This is a genomic window from Hymenobacter sp. ISL-91 (assembly GCF_018613725.1).
Lineage (GTDB): Bacteria > Bacteroidota > Bacteroidia > Cytophagales > Hymenobacteraceae > Hymenobacter.
This window is the reverse complement of record NZ_JAGGPS010000026.1, coordinates 204,234-226,806: the sequence shown is the minus strand read 5'-3', so window position 1 is coordinate 226,806 and position 22,573 is coordinate 204,234. Positions and strand designations below refer to the sequence as shown.

Annotated in this window: 18 protein-coding genes; 9 read left to right on the top strand and 9 right to left on the bottom strand. The window is 64.7% G+C overall.

All coding sequences use genetic code 11. From position 1 onward, the window contains the following. Positions 1–32: 32 nt before the first annotated feature. A complete protein-coding gene (locus J7E24_RS11420; protein ID WP_215138210.1) occupies positions 33–752 on the bottom strand; it encodes a TIGR04283 family arsenosugar biosynthesis glycosyltransferase in 720 nt (239 codons plus the stop codon). A gap of 134 nt (positions 753–886) precedes the next feature. Beyond that, on the bottom strand, positions 887–1,771 hold the full coding sequence (gene surE, locus J7E24_RS11415) for a 5'/3'-nucleotidase SurE (protein WP_215138208.1): 885 nt from the start codon (positions 1,769–1,771) through the stop codon (positions 887–889). Between the two features lie 285 nt (positions 1,772–2,056). On the opposite strand from surE, the gene J7E24_RS11410 reads away from it, so the two are divergent. Together J7E24_RS11410 and J7E24_RS11405 are read left to right on the top strand one after the other, a co-directional pair. Then, positions 2,057–2,491, top strand: a complete 435-nt coding sequence (locus tag J7E24_RS11410; protein WP_215138205.1) for a DoxX family protein — start codon at positions 2,057–2,059, stop codon at positions 2,489–2,491. 83 nt (positions 2,492–2,574) lie between these two features. Next, on the top strand, positions 2,575–4,335 hold the full coding sequence (locus tag J7E24_RS11405; RefSeq protein WP_215138204.1) for a M14 family metallopeptidase: 1,761 nt from the start codon (positions 2,575–2,577) through the stop codon (positions 4,333–4,335). Between the two features lie 210 nt (positions 4,336–4,545). On the opposite strand, the gene J7E24_RS11400 is transcribed toward J7E24_RS11405, so the two are convergent. From J7E24_RS11400 to dnaG, 6 genes are all read right to left on the bottom strand, one after another. Continuing rightward, on the bottom strand, positions 4,546–5,331 hold the full coding sequence (locus tag J7E24_RS11400; RefSeq protein WP_215138202.1) for a hypothetical protein: 786 nt from the start codon (positions 5,329–5,331) through the stop codon (positions 4,546–4,548). 118 nt (positions 5,332–5,449) lie between these two features. After that, entirely contained in the window at positions 5,450–6,700 is a 1,251-nt protein-coding gene (locus tag J7E24_RS11395; RefSeq protein ID WP_215138200.1) for a bifunctional 3,4-dihydroxy-2-butanone-4-phosphate synthase/GTP cyclohydrolase II, read from the bottom strand. 137 nt (positions 6,701–6,837) lie between these two features. Beyond that, the gene (proC, locus tag J7E24_RS11390; RefSeq protein ID WP_215138334.1) at positions 6,838–7,641 is read right to left on the bottom strand and encodes a pyrroline-5-carboxylate reductase; all 804 of its coding nucleotides are present in this window, start codon (positions 7,639–7,641) and stop codon (positions 6,838–6,840) included. 64 nt (positions 7,642–7,705) lie between these two features. After that, complete coding sequence (locus tag J7E24_RS11385; RefSeq protein ID WP_215138198.1) at positions 7,706–8,908, bottom strand: glycosyltransferase; 1,203 nt, start codon at positions 8,906–8,908, stop codon at positions 7,706–7,708. Continuing rightward, positions 8,892–10,115 carry a glycosyltransferase family 4 protein gene (locus J7E24_RS17895; RefSeq protein WP_215138196.1) on the bottom strand — a complete coding sequence of 408 codons (1,224 nt, stop codon included), beginning with the start codon at positions 10,113–10,115 and terminating at the stop codon, positions 8,892–8,894. Before J7E24_RS17895 ends, J7E24_RS11385 begins: the two co-directional genes overlap by 17 nt. Positions 10,116–10,221: 106 nt before the next feature. After that, entirely contained in the window at positions 10,222–12,303 is a 2,082-nt protein-coding gene (gene dnaG / locus J7E24_RS11375; RefSeq protein WP_215138195.1) for a DNA primase, read from the bottom strand. A gap of 206 nt (positions 12,304–12,509) precedes the next feature. On the opposite strand from dnaG, the gene J7E24_RS11370 reads away from it, so the two are divergent. Further along, complete coding sequence (locus J7E24_RS11370; protein ID WP_215138192.1) at positions 12,510–13,613, top strand: Mrp/NBP35 family ATP-binding protein; 1,104 nt, start codon at positions 12,510–12,512, stop codon at positions 13,611–13,613. 144 nt (positions 13,614–13,757) lie between these two features. Then, positions 13,758–14,309 carry a hypothetical protein gene (locus J7E24_RS11365; protein ID WP_215138190.1) on the top strand — a complete coding sequence of 184 codons (552 nt, stop codon included), beginning with the start codon at positions 13,758–13,760 and terminating at the stop codon, positions 14,307–14,309. 61 nt (positions 14,310–14,370) lie between these two features. Here the strand turns inward: J7E24_RS11365 and J7E24_RS11360 are convergent, their stop codons facing one another. After that, a complete protein-coding gene (locus J7E24_RS11360; RefSeq protein WP_215138188.1) occupies positions 14,371–17,010 on the bottom strand; it encodes a M1 family metallopeptidase in 2,640 nt (879 codons plus the stop codon). A 100-nt stretch (positions 17,011–17,110) separates the two neighbouring features. On the opposite strand from J7E24_RS11360, the gene pxpB reads away from it, so the two are divergent. The 5 genes from pxpB to J7E24_RS11335 all read left to right on the top strand — a co-directional run bounded on the left by pxpB (position 17,111) and on the right by J7E24_RS11335 (position 22,526). Then, positions 17,111–17,860, top strand: a complete 750-nt coding sequence (gene pxpB / locus J7E24_RS11355) for a 5-oxoprolinase subunit PxpB (RefSeq protein ID WP_251047154.1) — start codon at positions 17,111–17,113, stop codon at positions 17,858–17,860. Continuing rightward, on the top strand, positions 17,857–18,867 hold the full coding sequence (locus J7E24_RS11350) for a biotin-dependent carboxyltransferase family protein (RefSeq protein ID WP_215138187.1): 1,011 nt from the start codon (positions 17,857–17,859) through the stop codon (positions 18,865–18,867). The genes pxpB and J7E24_RS11350 overlap by 4 nt, the downstream gene beginning before the upstream one ends. Before the next feature lie 75 nt (positions 18,868–18,942). Then, the gene (locus tag J7E24_RS11345) at positions 18,943–19,722 is read left to right on the top strand and encodes a LamB/YcsF family protein (RefSeq protein ID WP_215138185.1); all 780 of its coding nucleotides are present in this window, start codon (positions 18,943–18,945) and stop codon (positions 19,720–19,722) included. Beyond that, positions 19,719–20,900 (top strand): NRAMP family divalent metal transporter, encoded by a 1,182-nt coding sequence (locus tag J7E24_RS11340; RefSeq protein WP_215138183.1) that lies wholly within the window; start codon positions 19,719–19,721, stop codon positions 20,898–20,900. The genes J7E24_RS11345 and J7E24_RS11340 overlap by 4 nt, the downstream gene beginning before the upstream one ends. Positions 20,901–21,089: 189 nt before the next feature. Next, positions 21,090–22,526, top strand: coding sequence for an amidohydrolase family protein (locus tag J7E24_RS11335; RefSeq protein WP_215138181.1), 1,437 nt, complete (start codon positions 21,090–21,092; stop codon positions 22,524–22,526). Positions 22,527–22,573: the final 47 nt, after the last annotated feature.

Sequence of the window (22,573 nt, the reverse complement as noted above, 5' to 3'; positions counted from 1 at the left end):
TTGGCTGCTGTCTACGATGCCCGTATTCCCTTTCAGGCCCGCACCAGCCACTTGTACAGCTGCGCCAGCCGGGGCTGCGGCACGCCGAGCCAGAACAGCGCGGTGAGTAGCGCAAACACGCCCTGCAGGCGGTAAATGCCGTTGCGCCGATACCTGCGGGCCGAGGTAATGATGTAGCCCGACAGCACCCGAAATGGGCCCTGCCGCCGCAGCCGACCCACAATTTCCTGGTCTTCGAGTAGCTGCAGCTGCTCGCGGTAGCCACCGGCCCGCTCGAATGCGGCCCGCTGCACAAACAGGCTCTGGTCGCCGTAGCGGATACCGTTGAAATTGAAGCGCGTAAACCAAGCGTTGGCCCGCAGAAACCAGTGCGGCTCATCGAAGCGCAGACGGTAGCAGCCGGCGGCGGCCCCGGCGGCCACGGCGGCCCGCAAATCGGGTAGCAGCGTGGCGGGCGGCAGCGAGTCGGCGTGCAGAAAATACAGCAGCTGCCCGGTGGCGTGGGCGGCCCCATGGTTGAGCTGGGCGGCCCGGCCCCGGCGCGGGCAGTTTAGCACCCGGGCCCCGTGGATGGCGGCCTCGGCAGCTGTACCATCGGTGCTGCCACCGTCGGCCACCACTAGTTCCACGGCAGCATCGGGCCCGCAAATGGTGTGCAGATGGGCCAGCAGCCGGCCGATATGGCCGCTTTCGTTGAAAGTGGGAATGATGATGCTAACGAAAAGCGGCGGGGAGGCAGGGCCGGAAAGCATGGAGAAATAGATGAATAGGCGGCGCAATCGGGCCTTAACATACGCAGTTGGCAGGCAGCCGAGCGGTTTGTTGCCTCAGCGCCGCCAACCCGGCCTCCGTTTCGCCCCCAGACAACTCCCTTAGCCGCTTGTCCTTATCCCAGACCGCTCGCCGATTCGCCGGGAGCGGGCGTGGCACTGCCAGCGGCGTGCAGCGGCACTGCCGGCGCCGACGAGGTAGCCGAGCCGGGCACCGACAGCTCCCAGCTTTGCTGCAGCTGCCGCAACCCAGCCTGTGAAGTCAGGTCGTACTGGCAGGGCACGATGGAAATGTAGTTGTTGGCCAGCGCGTACTCGTCGGTATCCTGGCCGGGGTCCTCGTTTACAAACGAACCGATGAGCCAGTAGTAGGGCCGCTTGTAGGGGTCGTGGCGCAGGTCAAACTCTTCCTGCCACTTGGCCCGGGCCTGTCGGCAAACCATGGCCCCGGCAATGGGCTGATCCGATTTCTTGGGAATGTTCACGTTCAGGGCCGTACCGGCCGGAATACCGTGCTCCAGTGCCTGCCGGGCCAGTCGCTCCACCCACTCTTCGGCGTGCGAGAAATCGGCCTCGTGGCCGTAGTCGCAGAGCGAAAACCCGATGGCCGGCAGCCCCTCAATAGCCGCCTCAATGGCCGCCGACATAGTACCCGAGTACAGCACATTCACGGCCGAGTTGGAGCCGTGGTTGATGCCCGACACCACCAGATCGGGGCGCCGGTCTTTGAGCACATGGTGCTTGGCCAGCTTTACGCAGTCGGCGGGCGTGCCGCTGCACTCATAGGCCTCAATGCCCTCAAAAATGCGGCTGGGGTCGAGGCGCAGCGGCTTACCGATGGTAATGGCATGGCCCATACCCGACTGGGGCGAGTTGGGGGCTACCACCACTACTTCGCCCAGCCGGCGCATTACGCGCACGAGCATGGCAATGCCGGGGGCCGTAATACCGTCGTCGTTGGAGATGAGAATAAGCGGCTTGGCAGGGGCGGAAGTTGACACAGTAATCAGGCTTAGGAGGACAAGATGGAATTGCCGGGCGAAGGTACACCCTGCCCGGCAGGCGTGTTCTTAACGCCCCTCCGCGCCCGGATGTTTTGCAGCCCGGCCCCTGCTGCCCGGCCCCCACACCGCAACCGCCTGAACTGTAGCCACTGCCCCTCTGGCAGCGCCGCTACTTGGACAATGCTACAAATAATGTATTTTGCCACCCCTATATACGTCCTGGCCCTTGTGGCGGGCCGTTTTTGTCCTACTCTCTGCCCTGGCCCACCCGGTCACCTGCTTATGGCTTTGTTTGAAAATCGTTACCGCACGCACGATTTGGGCCTGCTGCTGCTGCGCGTGGGTATTGGCTTTATGTTTACGGTACACGGCTACCCCAAGCTCACGGGCGGCCCGGCGGCGTGGGCCGAAATCGGGGGCGTGATGAAGCTGGTGGGACTCAATTTCGCCCCCGTTTTCTGGGGTTTTCTGGCTGCTTTTGCCGAGGCCATTGGTGGGCAGCTGCTGGCGGTGGGCCTGTTCTTCCGCTGGACCTGCGCGCTGCTGCTCGGCACCATGGTAATGGCCACCGTGATGCACCTGAGCAAGGGCGACGACTTCAGCGGCTATTCGCACGCGCTCGAATCGTCCTTTCTGTTTCTGGGGCTGGCCTTTATCGGCCCCGGCCGCTTCAGCCTCGATCAGGTGCTGTTCCCGGCTCCCCGGCGGCTGTATTAAGAACGGAGAAAGGGTACGGTAATCCGGCATGGTGGGCGAATGCCAGGGCTTAGCCATCTTTGCGGGCACCCAATTGCTGCTCTATGCTTCTGCCCGCCCTGCTTTCCCTGCTCCTAACGGTCCCCACACCTCTTACCAGAACCGTTACCGTCCCGCTGGCTCCGGCCGACTGGCGCACGCCTTTCGAGCGGGGCAACGGCAATACCACGGCTACCTACGACGAGTGTATCGCCTATTACCAGCGGCTCGATGCGGCGTATCCCGAAATCCAGCTAAGCGAAGCCGGCACCACATGCAGCGGCCGGCCGCTGCATGTGGTGGTCGTATCGGCCGATGGCGACATGGAGCCGGCTTCGTTGCGGGCCAAGGGCCGGCGCATTGTGTTCATTCAGAACGGTATCCACCCCGGCGAGCCCGAGGGCATTGATGCCAGCCTGATGCTGGCCCGCGACTACGTGCAGAAAAAGGCTCTGCGCCGCCAGCTCGACGATGTGGTGCTGGTCATTATCCCGATATACAACGTGGGCGGTGCGCTCAACCGCAACTCCAGCACTCGCACCAACCAGAACGGGCCCGAGAGCTACGGCTTTCGGGGCAACGCCCGCAACCTCGACCTGAACCGGGACTACATCAAGCAGGATTCGCGCAATGCCCGCTCGTTTGCGGCCCTGTTCCAGCGCTGGCAGCCCGATGTGTACATCGACACCCACACCTCCAACGGCGCCGACTACCAGTACACGCTCACGCTCATCGCCACCCAGAAAGACAAGCTGCACCCCGCCCTGAGCCAGTACATGCAGCGCGATTTGCTGCCGGCTCTGTACGGTGGCATGGACAAGCAAAAGTGGTACTTGAGCCCTTACGTAGACTTTGCCGGCCGCACCCCCGATGCCCGGGGGCTCACGGGTTTCCTGGAAAGCCCGCGCTACTCTACGGGCTACACCACGCTGTTCAATACCATTGGTTTCGTAACGGAAACCCACATGCTGAAGGCCTACACGCCCCGTGTGCGGGCCACCTACGATTTCCTTAGCCTGCTGATTGGCATCGTACAGCAGCAAAAAGCCGCGCTGGCTACGGCCCGCACCGAGGCCGTCCGCCTGAGCCAGCAGCAGCAGGAATTTGCCCTGGGCTGGCGTCTTGATACCACCCAGGCCGAGCGGTTCACGTTCCGCGGCTACGAGGGCAAAACCCGGCCCAGCGACGTAAGTGGCCAGCCGCGGCTGTACTACGACCGGAAGGCCCCGTTTACCAAATCGATTCCTTACTACAACACCTTTGTGCCCACGGCCAAGGTGCAGCGCCCCCGCGCCTACGTGCTGCCCCAGGCCTGGGGCGAAGTGGCCGAGCGTCTGCGCCTGTCGGGCGTGCAGCTGCGGCAGCTGTCGATGGACACGGTTATCAACGGCGAAACCTACTATATCCAGGATTACAAAACCAGCCCCCGCCCCTACGAGGGCCACTACCTGCACTCGGGGGTGCAGGTTCTGTCAGTGCGCCAGCCCCGCCAGCTGCTGCGCGGCGACTACTACATTTCCCTCAGTCAGCCCGCCGCCCGCTACCTCATCGAAACGCTGGAACCCCAGGCCACCGACTCGTTTTTCGCTTGGGGTTTTTTCGACAGCATTTTGCAGCAAAAGGAGTATTTCTCCGACTATGTGTTCGAGGACCTGGCTGCCAATCTGCTGCGCCAGAAGCCCGAGCTACAGGCCCAGCTCAACCAGAAAAAGCAGGCCGACCCCGCCTTCGCCGCCAGCGGCTCCGCCCAGCTCGACTGGCTCTACCGCCAATCGGACCACTACGAGCCCAGCCACCTACGCTACCCCGTGCTGCGGGTGCTGTAGGGTGAAATAGCGAATTATCAATCATGGTTGCGGAGGTCGGTGTAGGGGCGGGGCTTGTCCCCGCCCGCCGTTGCAACAACATGTTGAACGGCTGTTTGGACGTCCAGCAAAGCCCGTGCACATGGCGGGCGGAGACAAGCCCCGCCCCTACAACGCCCTCCGCAACTTGGGTTAACCAGACCTCACGCATTCACTCGTTCTCCAAATCACTCATTTGCTTTCCAGCGAGTTGGCATAGTTCACCAGATAAGCTAGGTCGCGGGCGTCGGTGTAGTTGAGGTTGTTGGTCTTGGCGTATTGGGCCAGCTGGCGGGCGTGGGTGCGGAAGTAGCTGGGCAGGTCTTTCTTGGGTGTGCGCAGCGGCAGCACGGTACCGTCGGGCAGGCCCAGGAAGAAGTTGTCCTTGACCTCGGTGTAGTAGCCCAGGGTGCGGCCGGGCATGCCGCTGTAGCCACCGTAACCGTAGGGGCTACCGGCCGTGATGGGCCGCTCCACCAGCCCTTCGCGGCGCAGCAGAATAACGGGGCCGCCACTGAGCTGCTCGAAAAAACCAGGGGCTTTAAAGTCGCTGTAGTCGTTGTTGCGGTTCCAGCGGTACACCCGAAACACGCGCAGCAGGTTGGTATCGGCCCGCTCGCGGCGGCGGGGCGGTGGCGTGGCCCCAAAAGCCGGGCGGCCCGAGTAGTAGCCCTGGCGCATGGCATAAAAGTCGTCGTAGTAGAGCCGCTCGCGGCTTTGGTCGTACTGCTCGCCGCGCACCGCGAAGCTTTGCACATTTACGGCGGGCAGCGTGCGCACGGTGTTGTCGGCCAGCGTCATGGTCAGGGTTTCCTCGCCCCGGTGCAGCGCCAACGGCCCGTTGAGCGTGTCGCCCGAGCTAAGCAACACACTGCCCTGGTTGAACTGCTGGGTGAAGCCCTGCCCGCCCCCGCGCTGGGCCTGCGCCCCCAGCGGCAGCGCCAGGGCCACTAGAAGCAAATGAAACAAGTTTCTCATATCCGGAAGTTAGCGGGTTGCTGCCATATTCGCACAAACTGCCCTCAGCACCACGCGCAACGGCCCGGCCAGCAAATGCTGACCGGGCCGAGCGGCTGAAAATAAAGGCTATAGGAGCTTACTGCTCCGAAACACCGGGCACTTCCACAACCGGATTGGCCGCGCCGGTTTGGTGCAGAATGGTGTGGCCCAGCTTATCGCGCTTGGTGGTGAGGTAGCGCTGGTTGTGCTCGTTGGGTGCCACCTCAATAGCCACCGACTCGACCACCTCCAGACCGTAGCCAATAAGGCCGGTGCGCTTGCGGGGGTTGTTGGAAAGCAGCCGCATCTGGCTGATGCCCAAATCGCGCAGAATCTGGGCGCCTACGCCGTAGTCGCGCTCATCCATGCCGAAGCCCAGCTCCAGGTTGGCTTCCACCGTGTCGCGACCCTGCTCCTGCAGCTTGTAGGCCCGCAGCTTGTTGAGCAGCCCGATGCCGCGGCCCTCCTGGTTCATGTACACGATAACGCCGCGGCCTTCGCGCTCAATCTGCTGCATGGCGTGGTGCAGCTGAGGGCCACAGTCGCAGCGGCACGAGCCGAAGATGTCGCCCGTAACGCAGGAGCTGTGCACGCGCACCAGCACCGGCTCGGGGCCCGAAATATCCCCTTTTACCAGCGCCAGGTGCTGGGTGTTGTTGCTCCGCTGGGTGTAGGCAATCAGGTCGAAGTCGCCGAAATCGGTGGGCAGGCGCACCGAGATTTCGCGGGCAATCAGGCTTTCCTTTTCGAGCCGGTACGTGATGAGGTCCTGCACCGAAATCAGCTTCAGGTTCCACTTGTTGGCAATTTCGCGCAGCTCGGGCAAGCGGGCCATTTCGCCGTCTTCCTTCAGGATTTCGACCAGCACCCCGGCCGGCTCGAACCCCGCCAGCCGGGCCAGATCCACGGCCGCTTCGGTGTGGCCGGCGCGGCGCAGCACGCCCTCTTTGCGGGCCTTGAGCGGAAAGATATGGCCCGGCTTGCCCAACTCCTCGGGCTTGGTTTCGGGGTCGATGAGGGCCAGAATGGTTTTGGAGCGGTCGGAGGCGGAAATACCGGTGGTCACGCCGTTTTTCAGCAAATCGACGCTTACCGTGAAGGCCGTGGCGTGCAGGGCGGTGTTGTTGCCCACCATCAAATCCAGGCCCAGCTCTTCGCAGCGGGTTTCGGGCAGCGAGGCGCACACGAGGCCACGGCCGTGGGTGGCCATAAAGTTGATGACTTCGGGCGTAGCGCAGCGGGCGGCACAGATAAAGTCGCCCTCGTTCTCGCGGTCTTCATCATCAACCACCACTACCACCTTTCCGGCGCGGATATCAGCAATGGCGTCTTCAATCAAGTCAAGCATGGATCACGGATTAGCGCGGATTTTAACGGATTGCACGGATTTTGTAGCGCCCTGCGGGCTACCGTGCCGTTGCTACAACCAGCAGCAGCGCCGCGAAGTTACGAAGCCGCAACTGGCAGCCGGCAGCAGCAGTGGCCCTACTCGCCGGCCAGCTCGGTAGCGCGGTGCTGGGCCGCCTTCATGCCGGCAATCAGGGTTTCGGCCAGGCCCCCGGCCCTGAACTCGCGCAGGGCCGCTTCGGTGGTGCCGCCCTTCGAGGCCACGGTGGCAATCAGCTCGTCGGGGCTGAGGGCGGAACTGTTGAGCAGGTGGTAGGCACCGAGCATGGTTTGCTTGACGAGCAGCCCGGCCACCGACTCGGAGAAGCCCATTTCCTGGCCCGCCTGCATCATGGCCTGCACCAGAAAGTAGAAGTAGGCCGGCCCGCTGCCGCTCACGGCCGTTACAGCATCGAGCAGGCTTTCATCTTCCAGAAAAATCGAGCGACCGGTAGCGTTCAGCAGGTTCTCCACCTCGTGCAAGCGGCTGCGCTCCACTTCGGGCGCGGCCGAAAACCCGGTGATGCCCATGCCCAGCAGCGCCGGCGCGTTGGGCATGGCCCGCATTACCTGCCGGTGACCCAATTCGCGCTGCAGCCGCGCCATCGGAATACCGGCCATAATAGATACCACTACCTGTTCTGGCCGGAGCACCGCCCGCAGCGCCGTGGCCACCTGGCTGAAATCCTGGGGCTTCACGGCTACCAGCACCACGCCATACTCGGCAATGGCGGTGCTGAGTTCGGTCACCAGCAGATCGGGGCGCTGCTGGCCCAGGCGCTGGCAGTGCGCCGCGTGGCGGGCCACCAGCAGCAAATCGGGGCGGGCTACCAGGTTGTAGTGCAGAAAGGCGCTGGCGAAGGCCAGGCCCATATTGCCGCAGCCCACAATGGCGATACGCAGTGCTTTCATATGGCTTAGTAAGGTGATGCAGTGCGCAGGGAAAGGGAAAGGGAATAAAGGAACATTACTGTTTCCCCTGAAACCGGGCAGTAGGCTCCCAAACGGCCGTTTTGATGCCGCGCAGGTAGCGCCAGAAGCCCAGCAATAGGGCCGCGTTCATGGAGTAGAAATGGGAGATAAAGCGCAGCAGCCGCAGATGAATGCCCAGCCGGTGCAAAGCGGCATCGAGCAGCGGCAGCAGCAGCACGCCCAATTGTCCGGCCAGCAGCAGCCGGTACAGCCCGCCGCCGCGCGCCACCAGCAGCGCGCAACTCAGCAGCATAAGCAGCAGCAGCAGCGGCGTAAGCCAGCGCAACACCTTATGCGACCAGTAGGCAAAGCCTACCCCCCGCCACGGCGGCCACAGCAGGTGCCGGAACGCCACCAGATTCTGGAAGTTGCCGGCCGAAATGCGGGCTTTGCGCCGGAATTCCTCGGGCAGCTGGTCCGATACGTCTTCGTGGCACACGGCCGCCAGCTCGTTGATGGCCTGGTAGCCGCTTTGGAGCACGGCCATTGATATAAAGAAGTCGTCGACGATGAAGCCGCGCGGGGCCGGGTGGTAGCAGGCGCGGCGCACTGCAAAGCAGCCGCCGAAAGCGCCCATCATGCTGCCCCACACCACGCCCTCCTGGTACTTAATCAGGTTTTCGCGCTCCAGATAGGCCTTCTCCTGGCCCGAAATACCCTCCTGGCGGTGGTCGGGGTTGAGAATGTGGCCGCCCACAAGCCCGATGGCCGGATTGCGGAAGTGCTTCACCAGCTCATACAGCGTGTCGGGCGTGAAAAACACGTTGGCATCGGTAAGCACCAGCACCGGCGCGGTAGCCTCCTCCGACAGTACCTCCATCACGCCGGGCTTGCCGGTGCGCTGCCCCAACGGCCGGAACTCCAGGCCGGGGTATTCGGCCGCCAGGCGGGTGATGAGGGCGTTGGTGCGGTCGGAAGAATTGTCGGAGCCGATGTAGAACGTGAGCTTGTCCAGCGGATACGTGGTGGCGAAAGTCGAGCGGATTTTCTCCTCGATTACCTGCTCCTCGTTGTACACGGCCAGCAGCACATCCACGGCCGGCAGCTCGGCACTACCGGGGGCGTACACATCGGCGTTTTGCCGGCGGCCGCGGGCCAGACGGGCCAGCAGCAGCGGGTACAGCACGTAGGTGTGGGCCACCAGCAGCAGGCTGATCCAGAACGTGGCCGCCGCCAGCACGTCAGGTAGTGGCGGCACGGGCGGGCAGCAGAATGGTGTATAAATCGAGGAAGCTTTCCACTATTCGCTCGTTGTCGTAGCGGCGGGCAATGGTGCGGGCGGCCTCCTGCCCGATGGCCGCTACAGGCAGCTCGGCGCGGTAGTAGCGGCCCAGCTGCGCCAGCCATTCTGGCGCCGAGTCGGCCACCACAATATCAAAACCGGGCTTTACATGAATGCCCTCGGCCCCGAGCGTGGTGCTGAGAATGCACTTGCCCAGAGCCATACCCTCGATGATTTTGATGCGCATGCCGCCCCCGCTCAGCAGCGGCACCAGCATCAGCTCGTACTGCTGCATAAAGGCCGCCGCCGACTCGACGAAGCCGTGCACCGTGACGCCGGGCACCTGCAGCTTTCGGAACCGCTCGGGCATGTTTTTGCCGCCAATATGCAGCTCCAGCTCCGGAAACTGCCGCCGCGCCCCGGGCCATACCTCGCGCAGCAGCCAGTCGAGGCCCTCCTGGTTGGGCAGCCAATCAAACGAGCCCAGCATGCACAGCGTACGCGGCCGGGGCCGGCTGGTGGAGTCGGGGCGGAAGCGGCGCAGCTCGACACCGGCCGGCACAAATACCACCGGCTCGGAGCATCCCAGCCGGCGCAGGCGCTGCTGGTCGGGTTCGGTAATGGCGGCCACGGCATCGAAACGCGGCAACACCAGCTGCTCGAACCGCCGCAGCCGGCCGGCCAACTGGCGCAGGTACCACTTTTTGAGCGGATTGCGGGTTCTGTCGGCCAGCATCTGCCAGATGGTATGCTCCACGTTGTGCGCCCGCAGCACCACCGGCACCGTGGGGGCCAGCCGCTTCAACACTTCCACGTACCAGGCCACAAAGGTGCCCTCCACCTGCACCACATCAAACTGTTCCTGCTTTAGCAGTTCGGCCAGCTGCGCTTCCACGGCCTGACTCACAAACCGTTCTACGTTGTAGGGCAACGCGCTGGCAAGCAGGTTTTGCAGGGCTTTGCGCGGCGAAAGGCGCGTATCTACGTCCACGGTCAGCAGGCGTAACTGGGGGCCCAGGTGGTCGAGCACGGTGGTGGGTTGGCGGTGCTTGGGCGTGTTAAGGGCCAGCACCGTAACGCGGTGGCCGGCGCGGGCCAGGCCGGCGGCCACGTCGTACATGGCAATGGCCCCGCCATCGGTGGGCGGATACGGAACGCGCGGGCAGATTTGGAGAATGTGCACGATAAGGGCTGATGCGGCCGTGTAAAGCTACAAAAGAAGCACCAGCGCCCCCCACTGCCCCTATTGTTAGGGCATGCGGAGCCACGACTTGGGTTACGTTGCCCCCTTAGCCATTCAGGCGCGGAATAACGGTACCCAGCATATTGGCCAGCTGGTTATCCATCTGCTTGAGCAGGTGAATGGTTTGCAGGTTTTCCATCATTTCGGCCTCGTCGGTGGGGTGGCGCAGGGCTTCGAGGCGCACGGCCAGCTCGCGCTCCACGTTCACTTTGTTGAGGCGCAGAATGGCGTTGTCGCAGGCCGGTTGCAGCACGTCCAGTTCGCGGGGCACGTAAATCTGGTGGGTGGTCCAGTTGGGGCTGAGCTCGTACTTTTCGGTGGCCAGCTCGGCTACCACGCTCCGGATATCGGCGCGGCCGTGCTGGATGAGCGTGCGCACCTCGGGCCAGCGGCCCTGGTTGAGCTCCTCGCGGCACAGATGCAGCATGTCGGCGTAAATGCTGGTTTTGAACGTGGTGTCGTCGAGCTGCTCGAGCAGGTACTGGGCCACGCTCACTTCGGGGGCCAGCGGCTGGGCCGAATACAGCAGCAACAGCCGCACCACCTCCCGCTCGCAACGCTCCAGCACATCGGGCACCGGCTCCAACTCCTCCTCGGTAGCTCCGCTGCTGCCGCCGGCCAGATCCTCGGGCGAGGCACCGTACATGAGGGCTTCAGCCTCTTCCTCGGGGCTGAGCTGGCGGCTGGTGCGGGCAGGCTGGGTCCGGGTTTCGGGCTGGAAGCCAGCCCCGCTCCCACCGCCGCCGCTCGGGCTGCTGGTGCCGCCGCTGAAGCTGCCGGTGCTGCCAGATTTGCCGGCCGACGGGCGGGCCAGCTTGTTGTATTCGCTGATGATGACCTGCTCGTCGATGCCGAACGTCTGCGAGGTCTGCTGCAGAAACACCTGCCGCTTGATCGGGTCGGGCACCTTGGCAATGCTCTGGAGCACCTCGCGGATGGCCTCGGCCTTCTTCACCGGGTCGTGGGCGGCCTCGCGGCTCACCAGCTCGGTTTTGAACTGAATGAAGTCCTGGCTGGCCGTTTCGAGGTAGTCCTTGAAGCGCTGGTCGCCTACTTTGCGGATGTAGCTGTCGGGGTCGTCGCCGTCCGGAAACAGCACCACGCGCACGTTCAGGCCACCCTCGAGCAGCATATCGATGCCCCGCAGCGAGGCCCGGATGCCGGCCGCGTCGCCATCGTAGAGCACCGTTACGTTGTCGGTGTAGCGCTTCACGAGCCGGATCTGCCCGTCGGTGAGCGAAGTGCCGGAGGTCGATACCACGTTCTTCACGCCGCCCTGGTGCAGACTCAGCACATCGAGGTAGCCTTCCACCAAATAGCACTGCTCCTCGCTGCGCACGGCCTGCCGGGCCTGGTAGAGCCCGTACAGCACGTCGGATTTATGGTAAATCTCCGACTCGGGCGAGTTGAGGTACTTGGCCGTTTTGTCGTGGGGCTTGAGCGTGCGCGCCCCAAAGCCAATTACCCGGCCGCTCACGTTATGAATCGGGAACATCACCCGCCCCCGGAACCGGTCGTAGCGCCGGCCGGTATCCCGGCCGTTGTCGTCTTCCTTGACAATGACGAGGCCGGTTTTCTCGAGGTACTTCTGCTCGTAGCCCGCCGCCGTGGCCGATTTTAGCAGGTTATCCCACTGGTCGAGCGAGTAGCCCAGCTCGAAGGTGGCAATGGTGGTCTGGTTGAGGCCGCGCTGGCGCAGGTAGCTCCAGCCCACGCTCTGGCCCTCGTCGTCGTGCTCGAGCAGGTGGCGGAAGTGGTCCTTGGCCCAGTTGGAGACGATGAACTGGGAGTCCTTCTCGTTTTGGGCCAGCTGCTGCTCGGGTGTCTTTTCCTCCTCCTTGATGTCGATGCCGTACTTTTTGGCCAGGTGCTTGAGGGCCTCGGGGTAGCTGATGCCATCAATTTCCATGATGAAGCGCACGGCATCGCCCGACTTGCCGCAGCCAAAGCACTTGAAGAATCCCTTGGACGGAGCCACCGAGAAGGAGGGCGACTTCTCGTGGTGAAACGGGCAGCAGGCCCACATATTCTGGCCCTTCTTCTTGAGGCTCACATAGTCGCCCACCACCTCCACAATATCGGCGTAGTGCAGAATCTGGTCGACGGTTTCTTTGGGGATAAGGGCCATAGCGGCAAAGGTAATGAGGCTTGGCGCAGGGCTGCCGAATAAAGTCTGTCATCCTGAGCTTGCGCGAAAGACCTTCTTTCGGTAGCACATGCTGCACAACGATTGGTGGTGCTGTGAAAAGGTCCTTCGCAAGCTCAGGATGACAAACCTTATTCGCCCCGGTTTCCGGGTTATCTTTGCACTTCGTACCCTATCCGCAGCAACCTATGTCCACTATCACCAAAGAAGCCGTCCTCAAAGCCCTCAGCTACGTCGAGGAGCCCGATTTGGGCCAAGACCTGGTCACGCTCAACATGATTGAGGACGTGCAGATTGAGGGTCGGCGCGTCTCGTTCACCGTCGTGCTCACCACGCCCGCCTGCCCGCTCAAGCAGCTCATCCACGACGCCTGCGAGCGGGCCATTCATACGATGGTCGACAAGGATGCGGAGGTGGTTATCGTGATGACCTCGCGGGTGACGACCATGCGCCAGAACCGCGACATTCTGCCCGGCGTGAAGAATATTATTGCCGTGGCCTCGGGCAAGGGCGGCGTGGGCAAAAGCACCGTTACGGCCAACCTGGCTATTGCTTTGGCCCAGACCGGCGCCCGCGTGGGCCTCGTCGACGCCGATATTTCGGGCCCGAGCATGCCGCTTATGTTCGGGCAGGAAGCCGCCCGGCCCCACGTGTTTCAGGGTGAAGATGGCAAAAACCGCATCCAGCCCATCGAGGCCCACGGCGTGAAGCTGATGAGCATTGGCTTCCTGGCCCCGGCCGAGTCGGCCATTGTGTGGCGCGGCCCGATGGCGTCGTCGGCCCTCAAGCAGTTCATCACCGAAGTGGACTGGGGCGAGCTGGACTACCTGCTGCTCGACATGCCTCCCGGAACCTCCGACATCCACCTGACCATGGTGCAGACCGTGCCCGTAACGGGCGCCGTTATCGTGACTACGCCCCAGAAAGTGGCGCTGGCCGATGCCGAGAAGGGTTTGCAGATGTTCCGGCTGCCCCAAATAAATGTGCCGGTGCTGGGCGTGATTGAGAACATGGCCTGGTTTACGCCCGCCGAATTGCCCGACAACAAGTACTTCCTGTTCGGCCAGGGCGGCGGCCAGGCGCTGGCCGAAAAGCACGAGCTGCCGCTGCTGGGTCAGATTCCGCTGGTGCAGAGCATCCGCGAGAACGGCGACCAGGGCACGCCCGTTATGCTGCAGAAAGATTCGCCGGCCGCCGCCGTATTCGGGCAGCTGGCCGAGGAAGTGGCCCGGCAGGTGAGCATCCGCAACGCCGTGGCGCCCAAAACCAATATCGTGGAGATGAGCCGGTAGGTTCTTCCAATAGGTTTCCCGCAGAGAGGCGCAGAGGATTACACAGGGGTCCGCAGAGTCGTTCAAGAACAGCTCTGCGGACCTCTGCGTAATCCTCTGCGCCTCTCTGCGGTAAGTAATACCCGAACTTCCATTCTTGTCCCCATGAAAACGCTACTCCTTCTCCTCACCATGCTTCCCCAGCAGGAAGAACCCGCTGCCGTGCCGCGCCTGATTGCCGAGCGCCAGCGGCTGGTGAGCCAGTACGAGGCCGCCAATGGCCAGCGCAACGCCTTTCTGGCCAACAAACCCAGCAAAAAAGACCTGCAGGAAGTAGTGGAGGCCCTCAAAGGCATCATCCGTAAAGACACCGAGCTGATCCAGGCCGTGCAGGAAGCCACCCTGCGCCAAACGGCGGCCGTAGTAGCCGAAAATCAGCAGGTTAAGCAGCAGGTAACGGTGGCCCAAACCGACCGCACCAGCACTCAGCAGCGCTTCTACGACCTCGAAAACCAGGTAGCCAACCTGCAGGAGCGCGAGCGGCAGCAGGCCAAAAAAATGCGCGACCTGCAGGCCACCGCCGACGCCGCCACCGGCGCCCGCACCAGCCGCGAAATGCTGGCCGCCACCCTGGCCCTGCTCGCGGCGGGGCTTTTGGCCTACGTACTCAAGCTACGCGGCCAGCTTAGCGCCCGGCCGGCCCGGCAGCGGAAGTAGCCGGTTGCCGGTGCAAACAACGGCACGCTAAGCGGCTGTAGCGCGAAGCTGGAGCTTCACGCTACATCCCTTTCTGTACCAGTTTCTCGGCCCGAAACACATCATCGGCGGCCTGGAGCAGCTTGGCGCGGAGTTGGGGGTTGTAGTTGGGGTGGGCCGTGAGAAAGTCGCGCACGGTGCGGGCGGCGGTGGGCGTTTGGTAGCTGCCGAGCGTGGATTGCAGCCAGGAGTAGGGAAAGAAAATGTCGCCGGTTTGCTGAATTTCTTCGAGCAATGCCAGGCTCCGGGGCAGGTACTTTTCGGAGGTAGCCGCCCGTAGCGGGTGGTGCAGGTAGCCCAGCGCGGCCGTCACCCAGGCTTCTTTTTCGCGGTTTTTTTCGTCGGCAAGCGAGGCGAAAAACCCGTCGCGGGTGGCCGGGTCGGGCGCGAGGGCAGGCAGCAGGAACTCCATGCGCTTGCGACGGTCGGAGTTGGTGATATGGGTAAGCTGGCGGGCCAGAATCGGCGTGGGCGCGGGGTAGTCGCGCACAGCCAGGGCCAGCGCCAGGCTGGTGTAGTCGTCCTCGGTCAGCTTCACGCCCGCCGGGGCCTGCTGCTGGTCCCAGATGACATAAAGGCGGCGTTGGGCCGGCTGGCTAAGCGCTACCGACTGGTAGGCCTTGAACAGCAGCTTTTTGGCATTAGGGGCCGGGTTTTGCGCCAGCGCCGCCCACAGTTCTGCTTCCAGCGCGGGGGCAAGAGCGGCGCGACGGGCAGGCGACAGCAGCTTCCAGTACACGTCGGTGAGCTGACCCGTGAGCAGCTTGAGGTTGAGTTCCTCGGTTTCCAGGGGCAGCTGGCGACGCATTATGGCTAGCAGTTCGGCGGGCGTTAGGGCGCGGCCGTTGAGCATATTTTCGTAGAGGTTGATGTAGGCTGCTGCCCGCGCCACCGGTGTGGGCAGGGTCGCCAGGCCGGCCGGCAGCGGCTTATCAACCGGAAACACGCCGTAGCCCAGGCCCGTCGAGTTGAACAGGATAAATGCCGGGGCCGGCTCGCCCACGGCAGCGGGCACCGCCACTTCGCGGGCGTTCTGGTTCACGGTCAGCTCGCGGGTGCGGCCGTTGGGGTACACCAGCAGCACCTCGAACAGCTGGGGCCAGAGGCGGTCAGAGCCGTCTTCGGCCTGCTGGGTGAGGGTGAGGCGGGTGATTTTTCCGGCAGCGGTTTGCAGCTCGTAGTCGAACACCGGGCGGCCGGGCTGATTGACCCACACCTGGTTCCAGGCCTGCAAATCGGCGGGCGTGCGCTCGTCTAGAATCTTGATCAGGTCGGGCCAGGTGGCATTGCCGTGGGCGTACTGCTTCAGGTAGGCGCGCAGCCCGTCGCGGAAGGGCTCCTCCCCCATCAGCCGCTCCAGCTGGCGCATCATAATGGGCGCTTTGTGGTAGATGATGCCCCCGTAGAGTGAGCCCGCGTCGCTCAGATTATCCAGGTTTTGGCGGATGGGGTTGGCCCCGGTGGTGCGGTCGACGCCGTAGGCGGCCGGGTAGTGGTCGATGACGAACTTGAGGTCGTAGTTCGACTCTGGCAACGCTACCTGCGTGATTTTATCGGCCATGAAGTTGGCAAACACCTCCTTCATCCACACATCATTGAACCACTGCATGGTCACAAGGTCGCCGAACCACATGTGGGCCGTTTCGTGGGAAATCAGGTTGGAACGGGCAATTTTCTGGTCCTGGGTCGCACCCTCGTCCAGAAACAACGAGCTGGCCTTGTAGTCGATAGCCCCCACGTGCTCCATACCACCGTACTGAAAATCGGGCAGCACCACGAAATCGAACTTCTGAAACGGGTACGGGATACCGGTGTAGGTTTCCATGAACCGAAGTGCGTCGGAATGAATCTGAAAAATGGGGTCCAGGCTCAGGGCCAGCTTGCTCTTATCGGTTTCGCGGTGCAGCAGTTGCATGGGACGCCCCGCCACGGTTCGACTAAGGCGCGAAAACCGGCCTGCCCCAAACGAGAACAGGTAGGTGCTGATGGTGTCGGAGGGCGCAAAGCGGTAGGTTTTACGGCCGTTGGAGCGGGTCGAATCCGTCAGGCGGCCGTTGGCCAGCGCCTGCCAGCTGTCGGGCAGGGTAAGCGTGAGCGTGAAGGCGGCCTTGAGGTTGGGCTGATCGAAGACCGGGAACACCGTGCGGGCGCGGTCGGGCACAAGCAGGGTGTAGAGGTAGTCGTCGTTGCGGTTGAGGCTCTGGTTGCCGGCCGTAAAGTCGATTTGCACCTCGTTGGGGCCGGTTCGCAACTGAGCGGCGGGCAGCACCAAGTGTTCGGCCCGGTGGTCGATGGGCACCGGCTGGCCATTTATGCGCAGCGCGTGCAGGTTGGCAGTCCGTTCCCGAAAGTCAAGCTGCAGCGGCTGGCTGGCATCGGTCAGGTGGAAACGCACTGTTTCGGTGGCTGCTATGGGCGCAGTCCGGTCGGCGGGCACGTTCAGGCTCAGCTCATAGCCCAGCCGCGATACCCGGCGGGCCCGGTCCTCGGCCAGCTCCCGGCTCACGCCCGGCACCACGGCCGGCCCGGCGGTTTCGACGATTTCGGCGGTTGACGAGGCGGGCGCCCCGGCCGGCACCAGCGGCGCACGAGCGCAGGCGGCCAGCAGTAGCGGCAGTGAAAGCAGCGGATAAACGGCACGTGGGCAGGTCAGGAAACTCATGCGGGCAGGAAAAGCAGCAGAACGAAGCGGCTCAAGATACGGCCGTTTAGCGTCTGGGGGCCGGACTAAAGTTCAGGTCACAGCCCTATCTTGCCCAACCATGCTTATGCCCCTGCCCACCCGCCTGCCTACTACCATCCCGCCCCCGCGCCTGTACCCACTCGGCGAGACGGCCGTAGTGTTGGAGTTCGGCACCGGTATCAGCGAGGCTACCAACGCTAGCATTCAGGCCGTGGCCGCGTACCTGCTGGCCCACCCCTTCGAGGGGCTGCAGGAGCTGGTGCCCGCCTTCACCACGCTCACCGTGTTCTACGCCCCCTGGCAGGTGGGCACAGTTGGGGGCGAGTCGCCGTTTGAGGCTGTGGCGGCCCATCTGCGCAACCAATTGGCGCAGCTGCCCGCCACCAGGGCCGAGGTGGCAACCGGGCCGGCCGTGGAAATTCCGGTGTGCTATGGCGGCGAGTTTGGGCCCGATTTGGCGGCGGTGGCCCGGCATTGTGGCCTGAGCGAGGCCGACGTAGTGGCCCGCCACGCCGGGGCCGATTACCAGGTGTATTTCATCGGGTTCGCGCCGGGCTTCCCGTACCTGGGCGGCCTGCCCGCCGGGTTGGCCACGCCCCGGCGCGCCAGCCCCCGGGCCCAGGTGCCGGCCGGCGCGGTGGGAATTGCCGGCGCGCAAACCGGCATCTACTCGCTGCCCACGCCGGGCGGCTGGCAATTGATTGGCCGTACTCCGGCACGGCTTTTTCGGCCCGAGGCGGCCGACCCCAGCCTGCTGCGGGCGGGCCAGCGGCTGCGGTTCGTGCCCATCACGGCCGAGCAGTTCCACCACTGGCCCGCCGCCCGATGAGCCTGCACGTACTGCGCCCCGGTTTGCTCACCACCATTCAGGATGCCGGCCGGCCCGGCTACCGGCAGGCGGGCATAAGCGTGGGCGGCCCCCTCGATGCCCGGGCGCTACGGGTGGCCAACGCGCTGGTGGGCAACGAGCCCGGCGCGGCAGCCCTCGAAATCACGCTGCTTGGCCCCACCCTTCGCTTTACTGCCGACCACCTGCTGGCCCTCACTGGTGCCGACCTCAGCGCTATCCTCGACGGCCAGCCGTTACCCCTGAACCGGGCCGTGGCCGTGCGCGCCGGCACCGAGCTGGCCTTCGGGCGGCCCCGGGCAGGTTGCCGGGCTTACCTGGCCGTGGCTGGGGGAATGGCTGTGCCTGCGGTGCTGGGCAGCCGCGCAACCTATCTGGCGGCCGGCATCGGCGGGCTGGCGGGCCGGGCTTTGCAGGCCGATGATGTGCTGGCGGTGGCCGAACCCTCCCCCGCCGCCGTTCAGCTGCGCCGGCAGCTGCTGGGCCGCTCGCCCGGGCTAGCCTGGGTAGCCGCGCCCTGGTTTCCGGCCCCGGCCCTGACGCCCCGGCCCGAACCCACACCCGTGCTGCGGGCCCTGCGGGGGCCGGAGTACGAGCAATTCACGGCGGCCAGCCAGCAGGCTTTCTGGAAAGAGGAGTTCCAAGTGACGCCCGCCTCCAACCGCATGGGTAGCCGGCTGGAAGGCCCAGCCCTACTCCGCTCCGCCCAGGCGCCCGAGCTACTTTCGGCCGCCGTTGCCTTCGGCACGGTGCAGGTGCCGGCGGGCGGCCAGCCCATTGTGCTACTAGCCGACCACCAGACCACTGGCGGCTACCCCCGCCTGGCCCTGGTAGCCGCCGCCGACTGGCCTCGGCTGGCCCAGGTGCCGCCGGGCGGCAGTCTGCGGTTCCAGGAAATCGGCCTGCCCGAAGCCCAGCAACTGTACTTGGCGCAGGAGCAGCAACTGCGGCAGCTGGAGCGGGCCGTGGCGCTGCGGAGGTCGATGTAGGGACGGGGACAACCGAAGAACAGCGAAGCTAAGCCCCGCCCCTACATCGGCCGCTTCCCCCTATCTTGCCCGCCTATGAATCCAACCGCTACCATCGACCTCAACTGCGACCTGGGGGAGAGCTTCGGCGCCTACTCCCTGGGTCAGGATGACGCCATTCTGCCCCTGATAACGTCGGCCAACATTGCCTGCGGCTACCACGCCGGCGACCCGGCCGTGATGAAGCACACTGTGCGCCGGGCGCTGCACCACGGCGTGGCCCTTGGTGCCCACCCCGGCCTGCCCGACCTGGTGGGCTTCGGCCGCCGCGAAATGGCCATTTCGGCCGAGGAGGCCTACGATATGACGGTGTACCAACTGGGGGCGCTGCTGGCGTTTGTGCGGGCCGAGGGCGGCACGCTGCACCACGTAAAACCTCACGGCGCACTCTATAACATGGCGGCCGTGAATCCCGCCCTGGCCGAGGCGCTGGCCGAAGCCGTGTACCGCGTGGCGCCTGAGGCCTGCCTCTATGGGTTGGCCGGCAGCGCCCTGCCCCGCGCTGCCGAAAAGCTCGGCCTGCACACCGCCCACGAGGTATTCGCCGACCGCAGCTACCAGCCCGACGGCACGCTCACGCCCCGCCGCCAGCCCGGCGCTTTGCTCTCCGACCCCGCCCAGGCCGAAGCCCAGGTGCTGCGCATGGTGCGCGAGGGTCGGGTGCGGGCCCTGTCGGGCGAAGACGTGGTTATTCGGGCCGATACCGTGTGCCTGCACGGCGACGGGCCCCACGCGCTGGAATTTGCCCGGCGGCTGCGAGATGCGCTGGCGGCGGCCGGCGTGGCGGTGCAAACGCCTTCCGGGCTCCGCGTATGAAGCCGGGCCGCAACTGGGGCGTGCTGCTGGGGGCCGCCTTTCTGATGGCCACCTCAGCCGTGGGCCCCGGCTTCCTCACCCAGACTACCGTGTTTACGCAGCGGCTCGGGGCCAGCTTTGGCTTCGTGATTCTGGCTTCCATTCTGCTCGATATCGGGGTGCAACTGAACGTGTGGCGCGTAATTGCCGTGGCCGAGCTGCGGGCCCCCGACATTGCCAACCGGGTGCTACCGGGCCTGGGCAGCCTTATTTCGGTGCTGATTGTGCTCGGCGGGCTGGCCTTTAATGTGGGCAACGTGGGCGGGGCTGGCCTGGGCCTGTCGGTGCTCACGGGTCTGCCGGTGCCGGTGTGCGCCGGGCTGGGGGCCGGCGTGGCGCTGGGCGTGTTTGTAGTGCAGGAAGCCGGGCGGCTCATGGACCGCTTTGCCCAACTCATGGGCCTCGTGCTGGTGCTCACCATCGTTTATGTGGCCTTTGCCACCCATCCGCCTCTGGCCGAAGCGGCGCGGCGCACCCTCGCCCCTACGCAACTCGACCTTACCTCCATTATCACGCTGGTGGGCGGCACGGTGGGCGGCTACATCACGTTTTCCGGGGGCCACCGCCTGCTCGACGCCGGTATCCGGGGTGAGGCAGCCCTGCCCGAAGTAACGCGCAGCGCCGTGCTGGGCATTTCGGTGGCTTCGCTGGTGCGGGTGTTCCTGTTTCTGGCCACGCTGGGCGTAGTGAGTCAGGGCTTGGCCATTGATGCGGCCAATCCGCCCGCTTCGGTGTTCCGGCTGGCGGCTGGCGAGCTGGGTTACCGGCTGTTTGGGGTGGTGATGTTCGCGGCGGCTGTTACGTCCATTATCGGCTCGGCCTACACGTCCATTTCATTTCTCAAAGCCCTGCTGCCCCGGGTATCGGCCCACGAGAACCGCTGGATCATCGGCTTTATTGTGCTTTCGACGCTGGTGTTTCTTACTATCGGCCAGCCGGTGCAGGTGCTGCTGTGGGCCGGGGCCCTCAACGGCTTCATCCTGCCCCTCACCCTGGGGACTTTGCTGGTGGCGGCCTACCGTCCATCCATCGTGGGCCGCTACCGCCACCCGCTGGTGCTGGCCGTGTTCGGGGGGTTGGTGGTGCTGGTGATGAGCTACCTCAGCGGCGCGGTGCTGCTCAAGGCGCTGGGGCTGTAGCGCGAACGTTGCGCCTCCCCCCCTAGCCCCCTCTCCAAAAGAGGAGAGAGGGAGCCAGACGACAGTGCGTTCAAGAACTTATTCCAAAGTTCGTTGAACGCTCCCCCTCTCCTTTTTGAAGAGGGGGCCGGGGGGGTGAGGCGCACGCGGAGGACGATACGACGTAATGACTTTATAAACTCCAACCTCATGCCCCACCCCACTCGCCTTCTGCTCGCCGCCGCCCTGCTCCTGGCCGCCGGCTGTATCACCCCACCCACCACCACAACCTACGACCTCGTCATCACCCACGCCAACGTGGTAGACGTGGAAACCGGCACCATCCGGCCCGACCAGACGGTGGCCGTTTCCGGGGGCCTCATCCGCCAGCTTGGCCCTACTGCGGCTAGTGCGCCGCGGGCCACGCGCACGCTCGATGCCCAGGGGCGCTACCTCATGCCGGGGCTCTGGGACATGCACGTGCACTTTCGGGGCGGCGACTCGCTGGTAACCGCCAACCGTAACCTGCTGCCCCTGTATCTGGCCCACGGCATTACCACCGTGCGCGACGCGGGCGGCGACCTGACCCCAGCCCTGCAGCAGTGGCAGCAGCAGATTGCGGCCGGTCAGCTGGCGGGGCCCACCATCTTCACCTCGGGCCCGAAAATAGACGGGCCGGGCGCGTTCTGGGCCGGCTCGCTGGAAGTGGTAACGCCCGCCCAAATCAGCCGAGCCCTCGATTCGTTGCAGGCGCTACAGGTCGATTACGTGAAGATTTACGAAAGCACGATTTCGCGGGAGGCCTTTTTAGAAACCATTGCGCAGGCCGAAAAGCGGGGCATGCGTACCACCGGCCACATGCCCTACACCGCCACGCTGGCCGAGGCGGCGGCAGCGGGCCTCGATGCCTCCGAGCACCTCTACTATGTGTTCAAGGCCTGCTCCTCGCGCGAAGACAGCATCACGGCCGCCATCCGCCAGAGCCAGGGCACTGCCCGGCCTATTGGGCTGTTTGCCGCCCTGCCGGCCGTGTACCGCACCTACGACCCCGCCACCGCCGCCCGCACGTTCCGGATGCTGGCCGAGCGGCGCACGGCCGTGGTGCCCACGCTCTACATTCAGCAGCTGCTGGCCGATTTGCCCACCACCGACCACTCCCGCGACTCGCTGCTGGCCTACATCGACCCAAAGCTGGAGGCCACCTACGCCCGCCGCCTAGCCGGAGCCCGGCAGCAGTCGGCCGCTACCAGGGCCTTCAACCAGCTCCTCGGAGCGCGGTTCCGCAGCCTGATTCCGGAGATGCAAAAGGCCGGCGTGCTACTATTGGCCGGCTCCGACAGCGGGGCTTCCAACTCCTACGTGTACCCCGGCGCGGCTTTGCTGGGCGAGCTTGACCAGCTGGTGCGCGCCGGCCTCACGCCCGCTGAGGCCCTGCGCACGGCCACGCTCAACGGCGCCCGCTTCTTCGGCCTCGAAGCCACGGCCGGCTCTATAGCCCCCGGCAAAGCTGCCGATTTGCTGCTGCTCGACGGCAACCCATTGGCCAACCTGGCGGCCCTGCGCGGCCCGCATACCGTGGTAACCCGGGGCCGGGTGTATTCGGCGGCCGAACTGCGCCAAATGCTGCAAGCCGTGCGGCGGCGGTAGCGAGAACAGGCAGCCTGAAACCTCTGCACGCCGGTCGGGTTTGGGTT